At 68.1% G+C, this 15523-nt stretch carries 12 protein-coding genes and 1 pseudogene; 6 read left to right on the top strand and 7 right to left on the bottom strand.

What is annotated here, in order from left to right; all coding sequences use genetic code 11:
* The first annotated feature begins 11 nt into the window (after window positions 1–11).
* Both QAD21_RS07190 and QAD21_RS07185 read left to right on the top strand, forming a co-directional pair.
* Window positions 12–914, top strand: coding sequence for a LysR family transcriptional regulator (locus tag QAD21_RS07190; RefSeq protein WP_165630296.1), 903 nt, complete (start codon window positions 12–14; stop codon window positions 912–914).
* A gap of 6 nt (window positions 915–920) precedes the next feature.
* A complete protein-coding gene (locus QAD21_RS07185; protein WP_165630297.1) occupies window positions 921–1793 on the top strand; it encodes a LysR family transcriptional regulator in 873 nt (290 codons plus the stop codon).
* A gap of 58 nt (window positions 1794–1851) precedes the next feature.
* On the opposite strand, the gene QAD21_RS07180 is transcribed toward QAD21_RS07185, so the two are convergent.
* Window positions 1852–3111, bottom strand: coding sequence for an acetyl-CoA C-acetyltransferase (locus QAD21_RS07180; protein WP_165630298.1), 1260 nt, complete (start codon window positions 3109–3111; stop codon window positions 1852–1854).
* Between the two features lie 45 nt (window positions 3112–3156).
* Window positions 3157–3918 (bottom strand): 3-oxoacyl-ACP reductase FabG, encoded by a 762-nt coding sequence (gene fabG, locus QAD21_RS07175; RefSeq protein WP_078112146.1) that lies wholly within the window; start codon window positions 3916–3918, stop codon window positions 3157–3159.
* A gap of 200 nt (window positions 3919–4118) precedes the next feature.
* On the opposite strand from fabG, the gene QAD21_RS07170 reads away from it, so the two are divergent.
* Complete coding sequence (locus tag QAD21_RS07170) at window positions 4119–5309, top strand: acyl-CoA dehydrogenase family protein (protein WP_165630299.1); 1191 nt, start codon at window positions 4119–4121, stop codon at window positions 5307–5309.
* 36 nt (window positions 5310–5345) lie between these two features.
* Here the strand turns inward: QAD21_RS07170 and QAD21_RS07165 are convergent, their stop codons facing one another.
* The 4 genes from QAD21_RS07165 to QAD21_RS07150 form a co-directional block, all read right to left on the bottom strand.
* On the bottom strand, window positions 5346–6992 hold the full coding sequence (locus QAD21_RS07165) for a class I adenylate-forming enzyme family protein (RefSeq protein ID WP_165630300.1): 1647 nt from the start codon (window positions 6990–6992) through the stop codon (window positions 5346–5348).
* Between the two features lie 61 nt (window positions 6993–7053).
* Window positions 7054–7818: an SDR family NAD(P)-dependent oxidoreductase gene (locus tag QAD21_RS07160; protein WP_065630897.1), complete on the bottom strand. Its 765-nt coding sequence runs from the start codon at window positions 7816–7818 to the stop codon at window positions 7054–7056.
* 380 nt (window positions 7819–8198) lie between these two features.
* Window positions 8199–9332 (bottom strand): thiolase family protein, encoded by a 1134-nt coding sequence (locus tag QAD21_RS07155; RefSeq protein WP_058251438.1) that lies wholly within the window; start codon window positions 9330–9332, stop codon window positions 8199–8201.
* Between the two features lie 161 nt (window positions 9333–9493).
* Complete coding sequence (locus QAD21_RS07150; protein ID WP_280361025.1) at window positions 9494–10918, bottom strand: MFS transporter; 1425 nt, start codon at window positions 10916–10918, stop codon at window positions 9494–9496.
* A 371-nt stretch (window positions 10919–11289) separates the two neighbouring features.
* On the opposite strand from QAD21_RS07150, the gene QAD21_RS07145 reads away from it, so the two are divergent.
* Both QAD21_RS07145 and QAD21_RS07140 read left to right on the top strand, forming a co-directional pair.
* Complete coding sequence (locus QAD21_RS07145) at window positions 11290–12486, top strand: acyl-CoA dehydrogenase family protein (RefSeq protein WP_259936808.1); 1197 nt, start codon at window positions 11290–11292, stop codon at window positions 12484–12486.
* 55 nt (window positions 12487–12541) lie between these two features.
* Window positions 12542–13699 carry an acyl-CoA dehydrogenase family protein gene (locus QAD21_RS07140; protein ID WP_065630893.1) on the top strand — a complete coding sequence of 386 codons (1158 nt, stop codon included), beginning with the start codon at window positions 12542–12544 and terminating at the stop codon, window positions 13697–13699.
* 630 nt (window positions 13700–14329) lie between these two features.
* Here the strand turns inward: QAD21_RS07140 and QAD21_RS07135 are convergent.
* Window positions 14330–14476: pseudogene (locus QAD21_RS07135) on the bottom strand (type IV toxin-antitoxin system AbiEi family antitoxin domain-containing protein); the annotation flags it as partial.
* A 158-nt stretch (window positions 14477–14634) separates the two neighbouring features.
* Here QAD21_RS07135 and QAD21_RS07130 point away from each other — a divergent pair.
* Complete coding sequence (locus tag QAD21_RS07130) at window positions 14635–15516, top strand: SGNH/GDSL hydrolase family protein (protein ID WP_065630932.1); 882 nt, start codon at window positions 14635–14637, stop codon at window positions 15514–15516.
* Window positions 15517–15523: the final 7 nt, after the last annotated feature.

Genomic DNA, 15523 nt, shown 5'->3' with positions numbered 1-15523 from the left:
GAGTGACCGGGGTGGACCTGCACCTCGTGACCTACTTCGTCGCCGTGGTCGACCACGGCGGCATCACGAAGGCCGCCCAGTCGCTCTACATCTCACAGCCGTCGCTGTCCCAGGCGATCCGCACGCTCGAGAGACGTCTCGGCGTCACCCTGTTCGACCGCACCGGACGACGCCTCGAACTCACCGAGGCCGGGCGCAAACTCGACGTCGCCGCCCGGCGCATCCTGGCCGACGTCGACCGCGCCAAGGCCAAGGTCGACGCGGTTCGGGAACTGCGCGCCGGTCGCGTCGACATCGTGACCTACGCGGCGTTCAGTGTGGACCCGGTGGTCAACATCGTCCGACTGTTCCGGGAACGGTTCCCACGCTTGTCGGTTCGAGTCGTCTCCGCCGACAGTCCCACCGGGGTGTTGTCGGCGTTGCGATCCGGGGACGCCGAGATCGGGATCATGGACTCGGCCGCCGAGCACGCGACCTTCACCGCCATCCCGATGGCCGAGCAGGAACTCATCGTCGCGGCGCCGACGACGCTCGCCGACGGTCTGCCCGAACCGATACCGCAGTCGGCGGTGCGCTCGCTGCCACTCGTCGTCGATCACAGCGACCCGATCACCGCGGAACTCCTCGGCGGACTCCTCGACGACGACGCCAAGAACGTGGTGGTCGACTGCCAATTACCGTCCGCGGTATGGAGTCTGGTCAAGAAGGGCACGGGCGCAACGGTTCTCCCACGCACCGTGGCCGACCGGCAGCTTGCGGGACTCCGCCGGATCGCGCTCGACCCACCGCTCACCCGACCGTGGGGTCTCGTGCTGCGATCCGGGCTCCCCTCGCCGGCCGCCCTCGCCTTCATCTCCGCGGCGAAGGTCCACTGCGGGATCGCGCCGGACCCCGCCGAACCACGGGATTGGTGACACGCCATGGAATTGCGACAGGTCGAGTACTTCCTGGCGGTGGTCGAGAACAAGGGCATCGGCGGGGCCGCGTCGGCTCTCGGTGTCGCGCAACCCACCGTGTCCCAAGCACTCCGGGCGCTCGAACGCGAACTCGGAGTCCAGCTGTTTCACCGCATCGGTCGCGGGATGGTCCTCTCGGCGGCCGGGCGCACGATGGTCGGTCCCGCGCGACAGATCGTGCGCGACATGGACGCCGTCGACGATCTGCTCTCCGCCTCGGCGGACGAACTCGCCGGCCACCTCGAGATCCTGGCCTTCGCCGCGACCGCGGTCGGGCCCGTCGTCGATCTGGTCGCCCGGTTCCGGGCCGCCTATCCGCGGGTTTCGGTGCGACTCGGCGAGTTACGCGATGAGACCAGGGCCGCGTCGGCCATCGAGGACGGTCATTGCGAGTTCGCCGTCGCCCACCTACCCATCGCCGGCGACGACCTCGAGGTGATCGTGATCGGCGAACACGAACACGTGCTCGTCTACCCGCCGGGCACCGACGTACCCGAGGGCCCGATCCCGCTGAACAATCTGCCGGCGATCCCGATGGTGTTCGTGCCACGCGGCTACTCGGTGGCCGACGAGTTCGAGGAGGCGATCCGCGTCGGGGGCGTCCGTCCGCCGCTGGCTGTGCTGTCGGAGATCCGCGAGGAACGGCTCCCGATGGTGGAGTCCGGAATCGGCGGCACTCTACTCGAACGATCGGTGGCGGAGTCGGCCGACGAGCCGGTCGTGATCCGTGAGATCGAACCGAATGTGGTGCGACCCTTCGCCATCGCATTCCACCCGCCGTCGCTGTCGGCCGTCGGTCAGGCCTTCGTCGACCTCGTGCGCGAAACTGCGGGATGACGGGTGGAACACCGGGCCCCACCGGTGTGGATCAGGTGGGGCCCGGTGAGTCTCGGGGTCAGCTGACGCGTTCGAAGACCGCGGCGAGGCCCTGGCCACCGCCGATGCACATGGTCTCCAGGCCGTAGCGGGCCTCGCGCCGGTGCAGTTCACGCGCCAGGGAGGCCAGCATGCGTCCGCCGGTGGCGCCGACCGGGTGGCCCAGCGAGATGCCCGAGCCGTTGACGTTGGTGCGGTCGAAATCGCCGCCGGCACCGAAACGGCCGAAACCCCACTCGCGGGTGACGGCGAGTGCCTGCGCGGCGAACGCCTCGTTGAGCTCGATCACGTCGATGTCGGCGAGCGTCAGACCGGCCTTGGCAAGCGCCTTCTCGGTCGCGGGGACCGGCCCGATCCCCATGGTGCGCGGCGGCACACCGGCCAGACCCCACGACACCAGCTTCACCAGCGGGCGTAGACTCAGCTTCTCGGCGACCTCGGGGGTGGTCACGATCGCCATCGACGCGGCGTCGTTCTGACCGCTGGCGTTGCCCGCCGTCACCGTCGCGTCCGGATCCGTCTTGCCCATGATCGGCTTCAGCTTCGACAGCGACTCGACCGAGACATCGGGGCGCGGATGCTCGTCGGTGTCGATGACCTGATCACCAGACCGGGCGCCGGGAGCGGAGCGAGCGGGCCCACTCGCACCGGAAGCCACGGTGACCGGGACGATCTCCTCGGCCAGTACGCCATCCTTCTGGGCGCGGACCGCGCGTTCGTGCGATGCCACAGCCAGCTCGTCCTGCTCCTCCCGGGAGATCTCATACTCCTTGCGCAGGTTCTCGGCCGTCTCGATCATGCCGCCGGGCACCGGATAGTTCTTGCCGCCGGCGGTCGAGCGCGCCCGGACGAGGCTGTCGTGCATGGCAATTCCGGTGCGGGCCCCGCCCCACCGCATGTCCACCGAGTAGAACGACGCGTTGCTCATCGACTCGGCACCGCCGGCGACCACGACGTCGTTGTCCCCTGAGGACACCTGGTAGGCGGCCTGGATGACGGCCTGTAGTCCCGACCCGCAACGACGATCGATGTGCATGCCGCCCACTGTGATCGGCAACCCGGCATCGAGTGCGATGACTCGTCCCAGGGCGGGCGCCTCGCTGTTCCCGTTGCAGTGACCGAGGATGACGTCCTCGACCTTCTCCGGGTCGAGTCCGGTCCGGTCGAGCATCCCCGTCAGCGCGGCGACCCCGAGATCAACGGCGGTGAGATTCTTGAACATCCCGCCGTAACGGCCGATCGGGGTACGGACCGGTTCGCAGATGACGACGTCGCGCATGGGTGACCTTTCGGTGTCAGAGGAGGCGTGGAGCAGGGCCGGCGGTCACATGAAACGGCCGCCGGTCACCTCGAGGACAGTGCCCGTCATGTACGACGACATGTCACACGCCAGGAACAGCGCGACGCTCGCGACCTCACCGACCTCGCCGGCGCGCCGCATCGGGATCTCCGCCATCTTCTGGTCCCACGCTTTCTGCGGCATCGCCTCGGTCATCGCCGACCGGATGAGGCCGGGCTGGATCGCGTTGACCCGCACGCCGTGATGGGCCATCTCCTTGGCCGCGGCCTTGGTGAGGCCGACGATGCCCGCCTTGGCGGCCGAGTAGTTGGTCTGCCCGACCATGCCGACCTTGCCCGACAGCGACGAGATGTTCACGATCGCACCACGCTTGGCCTCGCGCATGATCGCCGCCGCCTTGCGTGTGCCGTTCCAGGTGCCTTTGAGATGCACCGAGATGACCTGATCGAAATCGTCTTCGGTCATGGTGCGCATCGTCGCGTCCCGGGTGATCCCGGCGTTGTTCACCAGCACATCGAGTGACCCGAACCCGTCGACCGCGGCCGCGAGCAGCGCGTCGACCTCCCCCGCGTCGACGACGTCGCACCTCACCGCGCGGGCCACGTCGCGGCCGCCGAGCTCGTCCGCGGCCGCCTGCGCGGCGTCGAGGCTGAGGTCACCGAGCACGACTCGCGCGCCGGCGTCGACGAACGAGCGGGCGATCTCGAAACCGATGCCCTGGGCGCCGCCGGTCACGACGGCGGTACGACCCTCCAGCAACGCGGCGGCGGGCGGGTGCGATGACATGTATCGGAGTCCTTTCGAGGGCGGCGGGGTGACGGTCGTCGGGCAACCGGTCGCGAAGCGCCGGCCCGTGGTGAGTGCCGCGGGGACAAATCTATCGAGGTTCCGCCCCGATCGACCCCTCCGCGCTCATACGCAACGGCTATCGCAGCGATCCCGGTTTCGTATTGGACCCCTCGCCCGCCGGCCGCGAGAGTGACAGCATGACCGGAGTGATGCATTCAGCGCGGACGACCTCCTCCGAGGTGGGCGACGAGGACTTCGCCGACATCCTCGCCGCGACGCGCGAGTTCGTCCGCGAGGTGGTGGTCCCGCGGGAGCAGGAGATCCTCGACACCGACGCCATCCCCGACGACATCCGCCAGACAGCGAAGAGCATGGGCCTGTTCGGCTACGCCATCCCGCAGGAGTGGGGCGGTCTCGGCCTCGATCTGACCCAGGACGTCGAACTCGCGATGGAGCTCGGGTACACCTCCCTGGCGCTGCGCTCGATGTTCGGCACCAACAACGGCATCGCCGGCCAGGTCCTCGTCCACTTCGGCACCGATGCGCAAAAGTCGGCGTGGCTGGAGAAGATCGCGTCCGGCGAGGTCGTCGCCTCGTTCGCGCTGACCGAACCGGGGGCCGGGTCCGATCCGGCCGGACTGCGCACGAAGGCCGTCCGCGACGGTGACGACTGGGTGATCACCGGCGAGAAGCGGTTCATCACCAACGCGCCGCTGGCCGATCTGTTCGTCGTGTTCGCACGTACCCGCCCGGCCGACGAGAACGGCACCGGAATCGCGGTGTTCCTCGTCCCCGCCGACGCCGCCGGCCTCAGCGTCGGCGCCAAGGATCGCAAGATGGGCCAGGAGGGCGCCTGGACCGCGGACGTGCACTTCGACGCCGTGCGGGTGCCGGCGTCGGCACTGGTCGGCGGCAGCGAGGACGTGGGCTACAAGGCCGCGATGATGAGCCTGGCCCGAGGCCGGGTGCACATCGCGGCTCTCTCGGTGGGCACCGCGCAGCGTGCGCTCGACGAGTCGGTCACCTGGGCCGCCACCGCCACCCAGGGCGGTACCGCGATCGGCGAGTTCCAACTGGTCCAGGCCATGCTCGCCGACCAGCAGGCCGGGGTGATGGCCGGGCGCGCACTGGTGCGCGAGGCCGCCCGGGCGTGGGTCGACGACACCGACCGCCGCATCGCCCCGTCGGCTGCCAAGCTGTTCTGCACCGAGATGGTCGGCAAGATCGCCGATCTCGCCGTGCAGATCCACGGCGGCAGCGGTTACATGCGCGATGTCGCGGTGGAACGCATCTACCGCGAGGTGCGGTTGCTGCGCCTGTACGAGGGCACCAGCGAGATCCAGCGACTCATCATCGGGCGCAACCTGGTCAAGCGCGCGCAGCGCTGACCACAAGCGCGTGCGCCGGCGCCGGCGCTGACCCTGTCAGGCGTTCGCCAGGCGCTCCCGCAACGCCACCTTCTGGACCTTGCCGGCCGCCGAGGTGGGCAGCTCGTCGACCACGTACACGTCCCGGATCTTCTTGTAGGGCAACACCTGCGCGGCGACGAAGTCCGACACCGCATCGGCGTCGATGACGTGACCGTCCCGGGCAACGAGAAAGGCCACCGGCTCCTGCCCCACCGCACCCGCCTCCCGGGCGACGACCGCTGCCGCACCGACGTCCGGATGCGTCACCAGGATCTCCTCGAGCTCGCGCGGATACACGTTGTAGCCCTTGTAGATCAGCATGTCCTTCGCACGGTCGCAGATGTAGAGGTACCCGTCGGCGTCGCGGTAGGCGATGTCACCGGTGTCGAGCCACCCGTCGACGAACTGCTCGGCCGTCTTCTCAGGGTGATCGAGATAGCCGTCGGTGACCTGCGGGCCGCGCACCCACAACTGTCCCTTCTCCCCCGGCGCGAGGACCACGGCCGGATCGTCGACGGCGCGGATCTCGATCTGGGTGTCGAACGTCGGCAGACCCACACTCCCGAGCCGGTATCGACCCCCGGACGTCAGGGGCGCCGAGGACACCAGGCACGTCGCCTCGGTGAGGCCGTATCCCTCCACGATCGCCGCTGCCGGGAACGCCTTCTCGAGCTGCTCCAGGGTCACGTGATCGATCGGCGCCGCGCCGGAGGAGACCACCCGCACCGAGGTCAGGTCCCGTGTGGAGACGTCGGGGTGCACGGCGAGCGCATGCCACATCGCGGGACTCCCGGTCACGTACGACGCCCGATGCGCCTCGATGAGAGCCAGCATCCGCCCGGGCTCGAAACGACCGGCGAACACGTGCGTGGCACCGCACAGCAGGAGAAACGACATGTTGATGAGGGCGTGCGCGTGGAACAGCGGGGACACGACGACCGTCGCCGCATGCCCGGGCACCACCCCCGGGTTCTCCGACGACCGGGGAGTGAGGGTCAGGAGACCGTCGGTTCCCACCGCCACGGAATAGCCTGCCCGCCAGGCGATCATCTGCGTGACGTTGCCGAGCACGTTGCGGTGCAGGACCCGAACGCCCTTCGAGACACCCGTGGTGCCGCCGGTGAAGGCGAGGTGCGCGACGTCGTCGCTCGTGGTCGAGACCGGCGGGGCCGCCTCGTGCCCGACGACGAACTCCGCGAGGGGGACGGAGTCGATGCCCTCCGGCGCATTCGCGGTCCCGTCCACCGTCACCACCGTCGTCAACGCCGTGCCGACGGCGGCGGACCGGAGACGCGCGGACTGCTCGACCTGCGTGAAACCCACCACCGCACCGGTTTCCGCGATCTGACGTCGCAGACCCGGTACGGGCTGCAACGGATTGACCAGGGTCACCGCCGCACCGGCCCGCAGTGATCCGTAGTAGGCGACGACGAACTCGACGCTGTTGGTCAGGTACAGCAGGACCACATCGCGATCGCTCACTCCGGCCGCACGCAACGCCGACGCCGCGGCGGCCGAGCGCACGTCGAGCTCGGTGAACGTGAGCGTCGTCGCGCCGTCGACGACGGCCGCGCGCTCGCCGTAGAGGGCGGCCATACTCGCGGGCAGCACCGCCATCGTGGCGTCGGGATAGCTGAGAGTGGTGGGCGCCGTGGCAGACATCGCGATGAATCCTCTCGAAAGGCGTTGTGGAAGCCGCAGAACGGACGTGCCGGGGTTCGGGTTACCGCGGTGCCATCCGGATCGCCCCGTCGAGTCGAATGGTCTCGCCGTTGAGATAGGTGTTCTCCAGGATCGACGCGGCGAGTTGACCGAACTCCTCCGGCCGACCGAGCCGCGCCGGATTGGGAATGCTCGCGGCGAGCGCATCGCGCACGTCGTCGCGCAACCGGGCGAGCAACGGCGTGTCCATCGTGCCCGGCGCGATGGTGTTGACGCGGATGAGCTTGCTGGCCAGGTCCCGCGCGGCGACCAGCGTCATCCCGACGATGCCCGCCTTCGACGCCGAGTAGTTGATCTGGCCGATCTGTCCCTCGTACGCCGCGACCGACGCGGTCATGATGATGGCGCCCCGCTCCCCGTCGACGGGCTCCTGTCGCGCAATACGTTCCGCGCCGAGCGAGAGCGCATGGAACGACCCCACGAGGTTGAGCTTGATGACGAACTCGAAGTCCTCCACCGAACCCGCCCTGCCCTCCTTGTCCAGGATGCGCATGCGCCGGCCCGCCCCGGCACAGTGCACGAGTCCGCGCAGGCCACCTCGGTCGTCGGCGACATCGAGTGCGGCGGCGAACTGTTCGCGGTCGGTGATGTCGGCGGCCGCGAACGACGCTGCGGCGCCGAGTCCGTCGGCCACGGCCTGACCGTCCGAGGTCGGCAGGTCGATCAGGGTGACCAGGCCGCCGGCGTCGATGACGCGCCGGGCCGTCGCGAGCCCGAGACCGGACGCGCCACCGGTGATCGCGACCGACAGTCCATTGAGTTTCATTGTTATCCAGCACCTTTCGATGAGATTTTCGTGCTCCCAGATGAGCGAGCTCGCGAGCCCGGCCCGGCTCCCTGAGGTGCGAGCGAAGCGAGCCCCCGTTGCTCCCTGAGGTGCGAGCGAAGCGAGCCCTCGTTGCTCCCTGAGGTGCGAGCGAAGCGAGCCCCGTTGCTCCCTGAGGTGCGAGCGAAGCGAGCCACGAAGGGCTCCGCAACGTGTCTCACCAGGCCCTTCGTGGCTCGTCGACCTCGACGCGCTCCTTCGTCGCTTGCTCGGCCCGGCGGCTATCGCTCCTCACACCTCAGGGAGCAATGGGATGGGGTCGCTTCTTTCGGATCAGGGAGCAGGGAGCAGGAGGCCAGCGGTGCTGCGCTTCTGTCGAATCAGAGCAGTTCGAGGATGGTGGTGTTGGCCATGCCACCGGCTTCGCACATCGACTGCAGTCCGTACCGGATTCCGTTGTCACGCATGTGGTGCACGAGCCGCGTCATGAGGATGGCGCCCGAGCCGCCGAGCGGGTGACCGACGGCGATCGCACCGCCGAGCGGGTTGAGACGCTCGATGTCGGCACCGGTCTCGGCCTGCCAGGCCAGCGGGACGGGGGCGAACGCCTCGTTGATCTCGAAGGCCCCGATGTCGTCGATCGACAGCCCGGATCGCTTGAGCGCCTTGGCCGTGGCCGGGATCGGCCCGGTCAGCATGATCACCGGGTCATCGGCTGCGACGACCGCGGTGTGGATGCGGGCGATCGGCGTGAGACCGTGCGACTTCGCGGTCTCGCCGGACATGATCAGCAGGGCACCCGACCCGTCGGAGATCTGCGAGGAGTTGCCGGCGTGGATCACGCCGTCCTCGCTGAAGGCCGGCTTGAGCTTGGCGAGCGATTCGAGCGTCCCACCGCGGCGGATGCCCTCGTCACCCTCGAGCACCCCCGGGATCGGCGCCAATTGGGCGTCGAACGCACCACGGTCGGCCGCCTGCGCAGCGAGTTCGTGCGAGCGCAGCGAGTACTCGTCGAGGCGGGTGCGGTCCAATCCCCATTTCGCGGCGACCATCTCGGCGCCGATCCCCTGGCTGAACTTGTCGACGCCGTAACGGTCGAGGACCGTGGGCGGCTGATGCTCGCCATTCGGTGCGGCGCTGCCCATCGGGACACGACTCATCGACTCGACCCCGCCGGCTATCACGACATCCTGCTGGCCGGACACCACCGCCGCGGCCGCCATGCTGACCGCCTGCTGGCTGGACCCGCAGGCGCGCGTCACGGTGGTTCCGGGGACGCTCTCGGGCCAGCCGGCGGCGAGCACGGCCGTCCGCGCGACATTGCCCGCCTGCTCGGCGGCTTGGCTGACACATCCCCAGACGACGTCGTCGACGACGGCCGGATCGATGCCGGTCCGCTCGACGAGCGCCTCCAGTACGTGGGCGGACAGGTCGGCGGGATGGATACCGGACAGGGCGCCGCGGCGGCGGCCGATGGGCGCGCGGACCGCGTCGACGATCACTGCATCACGCATGGGGACTCCTCGATGTCAGGGCAAGGGATGAAGTTGTGTCCGACGTGCACCACGCCGGCGGACGCCGATCGCCCGCTGTGACGAGCCGACCACCGGGGCGCTTGGCAGACAAGTCGATTCACACTCACAGTCGATGAGGCCCTACCTATGGGACGCGCAAGTCACGAGGTGGCGCCTTCGACGGTCGGCGCGTGCGGACGCAACCGAGCACGATCGCGCTCGGGATCGGCGAAGACCAGCGCGAGCACCGCGCACACCGCGGCGACGATTCCGAGCACCTGGAACGCGGTGGCGTAACCCTCGGCCGGCGTGGCGGCCGCGTCGACGATGACACCCGTCGCGTACGGCGCGACGAGACCGCCGATCGCCATGATCGCCAGGAAGACACCCAGCGTTCCGGCGGTCTGCCGGGGCGGGCAGATCTCGGCGACGGCCGCATTGAACAGCGGGAACACCGTGGCCGCGAAGCCATAACCGATCGACAGGATCGCGACCGCGACGATCGGCGTGCCGACCGAGGGAAGCAGGAACAGCAGGACGCCGGAGACGAGAACCCCGACCGACGGCACGACGATGCGCAGCATCCGCGAGGTCGCCCCGTTCGAGATCATCCGATCACTCGTGATCGAACTCAGCACCATCAGGACCAGGCCGACGATCGAGGGGAACGCGAACATCGACCCGGACTGCAGGCGGCTGTACCCCAGCCCCTCTTCGAAGTACGACGGCAACCACGTGAGCACGACACTGACCAGCGCATAAACGCTCATCACGACGAGCGCGCCGGTGACGAAGGTGCGTGAGCGGAAGATCGAGATCCACGGCGTCGCGGGTTCGGCGTCGGCGCTCGCGGTGGACGCGTCCTTCGACGTCTTCCCACTCGCGATGTACGGGCCGTTGCGCCACGTCGACAGCCAGATGACACACCAGATGAGACCCCCGGCGGCGAGGGCGATCAGTGCCCAGCGCCACCCGAAGCTCACTGTGATCACGGCGAGCAGCGGAGCGATCGCGATCTTCGAGATCGACGCGGCACCGGCGAGGAGGGCACCGGGCAAGGCGCGCCGGGCCGGCGGATGCCAGGAGTAGGCCGCCGTGTGCAGGAGCGCCGAACTCGGGCCTTCGGCGAGACCGAGGAACAGCCGGCTGAGGACGAGGACCGCGAACGACGCCACCACCACCATGGGGAGCATGGCCGCGGCCCAGCACAGGGCCAGCAGGACCAGCGACCAGCGCAGGGTCATCCAGCGGTTGAGCAGTCCCGCGAAGAATCCGCCGATCGTGAACGTCAGAAAGAACAGGCTGCCGACGAGACCGATCTGCGATGAGCTCAGGCCCAACTCCTCGCGGAGCGGTTGCGCGATGATGCCCAGCACTGCCTTGTCGGCGTAGTTGATGACGTAGAGGCTGACCAGCAGAGCCGTGAGACCCCAGGCGCCGGCGCGTGATTCGCCGCGTGGGCCGAGACCTCGCGGCGTCTGGGCCGCTTCGAAATCGACGGTGTGGGCGGGACCATCGGGTCCCGTGCGCGCCGCTGACCCGGGCTTGTCGCCGGCTCCTGATCCGGAGGCGGTGGAGACCGTCATGGGCATTACCTCTTCCAGCCGAGCGATCTGGGTTGCGATGCGCTCCGTCAGTGTTATGGCTCACATCCGTTCCGATTCAAACCAGGGTCGAACCCATCTGACAACGTTCGCTCGGCGAACGACCTGACTGTCGCTGCCTATGTGTCGAGGACACGGCGATGCGAGCGGGGTCATCGGCGGTGGCTATCGGATCGATAGGCGCCGCTGGCGCACCCGAGTGCCATTGGCTCGCGCTATCGCTCCCTTAGTTCACCGCGACTACTTCGCCGGGCCGCAGCCGGGCATGCTGTGAGACGGACGCGTGGCGAGTCGCGCACCGCGTCCGCCCGACGGTGCGAGCGCACCCCGACCGACTTCGGAGAACAGCCACCATGACCCGCCTCGCGCAGACCCTGGGCCTCACCGAGATCCAGACGGAGATCCTGGCCAACGTCCGCTCGTTCGTCGACAAGCAGATCATCCCCACCGCACAGGAACTCGAGCACGCCGACGAGTATCCGCAGGCCATCGTCGACGGCATGGCCGAGATGGGCCTGTTCGGCCTGATGATCCCCGAGGAGTACGGCGGACTCGGCGAGTCCCTGCTGACCTACGCGTTGTGCGTCGAAGAACTGGCACGTGGATGGATGAGCGTGTCGGGCGTGATCAACACCCATTTCATCGTGGCGTACATGATCCGCCAGCACGGGACCGACGAGCAGAAACAGCGCTTCCTCCCCCGCATGGCGACGGGCGAGGTGCGCGGCGCGTTCTCGATGTCCGAACCGGAACTGGGGTCCGACGTCGCGGCGATCAAGACCAGCGCGAAGCGGGACGGAGACGACGGATACGTCATCAACGGTCAGAAGATGTGGCTGACCAACGGCGGGTCGTCGACTCTCGTTGCCGCTCTTGTCCGTACCGAGGAGGGCAACGAGAAGCCACACAAGAACCTCACGACGTTCCTGGTGGAGAAGCCGGCCGGCTTCGGCGAGGTACTCCCCGGCCTGACCATCCCGCGCAAGCTGGACAAGATGGGCTACAAGGGCATCGACACCACCGAGCTGATCTTCGACGGTTACTGCGCGCCCGCCACCGACATCCTCGGGGGCGAACCCGGCCGCGGCTTCGCGCACATGATGGACGGCGTCGAGGTCGGGCGCGTCAACGTGTCGGCCCGCGCCTGCGGAATCGCCCAGCGCGCCTTCGAACTCGCGGTGAAGTACGCGCAGCAGCGGTCCACCTTCGGCAAACCCATCGCCGAACACCAGGCCGTTGCGTTCTCGCTGGCCGAGATGGCGACGAAGGTCGAGGCGGCACACCTGATGATGGTCAATGCGGCACGACTGAAAGACTCCGGCGAGCGCAACGACGTCGCCGCCGGGATGGCCAAGTACCTGTGCAGTGAGTACTGCTCCGAGGTCACCCAGGCCAGCTTCCGCATCCACGGCGGTTACGGCTACTCGAAGGAATTCGAGATCGAGCGCCTCATGCGCGACGCGCCCTTCCTGCTGATCGGCGAGGGCACCAGCGAGATCCAGAAACAGATCATCTCCAAGGGGCTCCTACGCGAATATCAGGAGCGATGACCACTTGAGGTGAATGTCGTCAGACCCGTCCGCCCACAACAGTTTCGAGGGACCAATGCAGCGTCGCATCTTCACCGAGGACCATGAGTCCTTCCGCAAGACCATCCGTGACTTCATCGCCAAAGAGGTCGCGCCGGTGTACCACGATTGGGAGAAGCAGGGCCATCCGCCGCGCGAGTTCTACAACAGGCTGGGCGAACTCGGCGTCCTGGGCATCGAGGCACCCGAAGAGTTCGGGGGCGGTGGCGTCTCGGACTTCACCTATTCGATGGTGATCGCGGAGGAGACATCGGCGGCCGGTGTCACCTTCGGCAGTTACTCGGTGCACTCGAACCTGATCCTCCCCTACCTCGTCGAGTACGCCACCGACGAGCAGAAGCAGCGGTGGTTGCCCGGATTCTGTTCCGGCGAACTCATGTTCGCGATCGCCATGACCGAACCCGGCACCGGGTCGGACCTCGCCAACATCTCGACCACCGCCAAGCTGTCCGAGGACGGGTCGCACTACGTACTCGACGGCGCGAAGACGTTCATCACCGGCGGCGCCTTGGCCGACCGCATCCTGGTCGTCGCCCGGACCGCACCGTTCGACGAGTCGAATCGTCGTGCGGGCCTGTCGATCCTGGTGGTCGACACCTCGTCGGAGGGTTTCGCCGTCGGACGCAAGATCGAGAAGATCGGCCTCAAGGCCTCCGACACCGCCGAGCTCTCGTTCAGCTCGGTCAAGGTGCCGGTCGAGGACCGGCTCGGCGAGGAGGGTGCCGGCTTCTCGTACCTGGCGCACAATCTCGCACAGGAACGACTCACCATCGCCATCGGGGCGTCGGCCACCGCCGCCGCGGCCGTCCAGCACGCGATCGCCTACACCAAGGAGCGCGACGTCTTCGGCAAACCCGTTGCGGCGTTCCAGAACACCAAGTTCGTCCTCGCCGAGTGCTCCGCCGAGGTCGAGGCCATCCGGCAGTTCGTCGACCGCGCACTCGAACTCCACAACGAGGGTGAGCTCACCGTCCCCGATGCGGCCCGCGCGAAACTGTTCGCCACCGAGACCGCCGGCAAGGTCATCGACAAGTGCCTGCAGTTGCACGGTGGGTACGGCTATGTCCTGGAGTACCCCATCGCCCGGCTCTACGCCGACACCCGCGTCACGCGGATCTACGGCGGCACCAGCGAGGTCATGAAGACGATCATCGCCAAGGATCTCGGCCTGTAGGTGGTCCAGAGCTCTTCCAAAGTGCGGGATTCGTAACGGTTTCCAGTACGAATCCCGCACTTTGCGGAGGGGTGATGGGACCGCCACCTTCCTCCCGACGAAGGCGAAGTCGATTTCGTAACCGGACACCGGGTGGTTGGCGACCCAACCCGCTATGTCGTGCTCGGCGAACAGTTTCACGGTCAGCCGTTCGGCAGCCGAACGGGCACCAGAACCGACGAGCACGAGCATCTTCGCCATCTCGGTTGCACCACGGCAGCGGCGTCGCCGCTGGTAGGTCTCGAGGAGAGCGTCAACCGTGACCTTCTTGTTCTGAAGTGCCCGGTCGAGTACGTCCATCTTTCCTTCAACGGCGCCTTCGAGGACGGACAACGGCACCGCGGTCACCGTGAGTCCCTTCTCGACCACGACGTCGGCCGCGTCGAGGGATCTCCGGATGACCACCGTCCCCTTCTCCGGCGAACCGTGCCAGCTTCGGGGAGCGGTGACGGTGATCGTCGTCGGCCGTTTGGTCACGAGGCCATGCCACCACGCCGCCGCGAGTCCGCTGAGAACGGCGTCCGCGGAGACCTGCAGGGTCGCCAGTCGGGTCCGGGTCCGTGCGGTCACCGGATGATCGGCCAGGCGATAGACGCCGGAACTCGCACGAACCCACTCACCGGACTTCACCCGCCGGGCCACCGAGGCACGACTTAGACCTTGCTCGCGGGCCTGCGCCGCGGTGATCACGCCGTCGCGCGTGAGGATGAAGGTCCGCAACGCAGGTGCAGTAGCCATGTGGTTGTAGACGCACCCGGGATCGCGCCGGTTCCACTTCCCGCAGAGTGCGGGATTCGTGCCGGTTTCCAATACGGATCCCGCACTCTGTCGTCGGACCCGAGGTCGTGCCTTACGATTCCCTGAGCAAACTCGGTGGGCAGTGGAAGCGGTGTTCGGTGGTAGGCAGGTTTCGGGGCGGGGTCCAGATCTTGGCGACGGTGCTGGTCACCGCGTTCGTGGTGTCGATGATGGCGGCGGTGGCCGCGCCCGCGCAGGCGGCCCCGACGCGCTACACCGGCGGTACCTACGTCGCTCTCGGTGATTCGCGTGCGTCCGGCAGCTTCTACACCCCGACGCCCGCCTACTTCGGCGGGTGCAAGCGGTCGGCGTTCAACTACCCCACCCTCGTCGCCGCCGCGACCCTGCCGCGACGCTTCATCGACGCCTCGTGTGCGGGCGCGCAGTCGGCACATCTGTACCGGGCCCCGCAGCACACCAGCGGTGGCACGAAACCCATTCAGCTGCACCTGGTTCCGCGCGACGCTCAGCTGATCACCGTGAGCATCGGCGGCAACGACATGCGGTGGGGCGCGATCTTCGGCCAGTGCCGGACCCCGGCGTTCACCGACCGGCGCTGCCGCCACAACCGTGCCCTCGAGAACGAGGTCCGGTGGCGGATCGAACTCATGGAGAACCGCGTCACCCCCGCTCTGCGCGCGATCCGGAACAAGGCGCCGCACGCCCAGATCATCGTCGTCGGTCTGGGCGGCTTCATCGGGTTCACCGGGTGCTGGCCGCTGGTCCCGCTGAGTGACCCCGACGCCCGGTGGATGCGCGAGGTCTTCAACCGCGCCAACGGCGCGCTCTGGCGGGCGTCGACCGAGGTCGGCGGCACCTTCATCGACGCCAACCGAGGATCGGCGGGACACGATGCCTGCAACCTCATCAATCCCTGGTACGAGAGCGCGCTGTCGAATCGGATCGCGCTGCCCTTCCACGTCAACCAGGCCGGCGCCGTCGCGTTCGCGGCCATGATCAACGGGGCCATCCGCCGTTAGGTCGAGA

The sequence above is a fragment of the Gordonia sp. SMJS1 genome (genome assembly GCF_029866425.1).
Classification (GTDB): Bacteria; Actinomycetota; Actinomycetes; order Mycobacteriales; family Mycobacteriaceae; genus Gordonia; species Gordonia hongkongensis.
Note: the sequence above shows the minus strand (reverse complement) of the source record. Positions and strands in the feature narration are given on the sequence as shown.

Bases quoted from the DNA above. Each gene is read 5' to 3' on its own strand.
- QAD21_RS07170 (WP_165630299.1), top strand. From the start codon at position 4,119: ATGACCGGAGTGATGCATTCAGCGCGGACGACCTCCTCCGAGGTGGGC.
- QAD21_RS07140 (WP_065630893.1), top strand. From the start codon at position 12,542: ATGCAGCGTCGCATCTTCACCGAGGACCATGAGTCCTTCCGCAAGACC.
- QAD21_RS07185 (WP_165630297.1), top strand. From the start codon at position 921: ATGGAATTGCGACAGGTCGAGTACTTCCTGGCGGTGGTCGAGAACAAG.
- fabG (WP_078112146.1), bottom strand. From the start codon at position 3,918: ATGTCATCGCACCCGCCCGCCGCCGCGTTGCTGGAGGGTCGTACCGCC.
- QAD21_RS07165 (WP_165630300.1), bottom strand. From the start codon at position 6,992: ATGTCTGCCACGGCGCCCACCACTCTCAGCTATCCCGACGCCACGATG.
- QAD21_RS07180 (WP_165630298.1), bottom strand. From the start codon at position 3,111: ATGCGCGACGTCGTCATCTGCGAACCGGTCCGTACCCCGATCGGCCGT.
- QAD21_RS07150 (WP_280361025.1), bottom strand. From the start codon at position 10,918: ATGACGGTCTCCACCGCCTCCGGATCAGGAGCCGGCGACAAGCCCGGG.
- QAD21_RS07155 (WP_058251438.1), bottom strand. From the start codon at position 9,332: ATGCGTGATGCAGTGATCGTCGACGCGGTCCGCGCGCCCATCGGCCGC.
- QAD21_RS07160 (WP_065630897.1), bottom strand. From the start codon at position 7,818: ATGAAACTCAATGGACTGTCGGTCGCGATCACCGGTGGCGCGTCCGGT.
- QAD21_RS07145 (WP_259936808.1), top strand. From the start codon at position 11,290: ATGACCCGCCTCGCGCAGACCCTGGGCCTCACCGAGATCCAGACGGAG.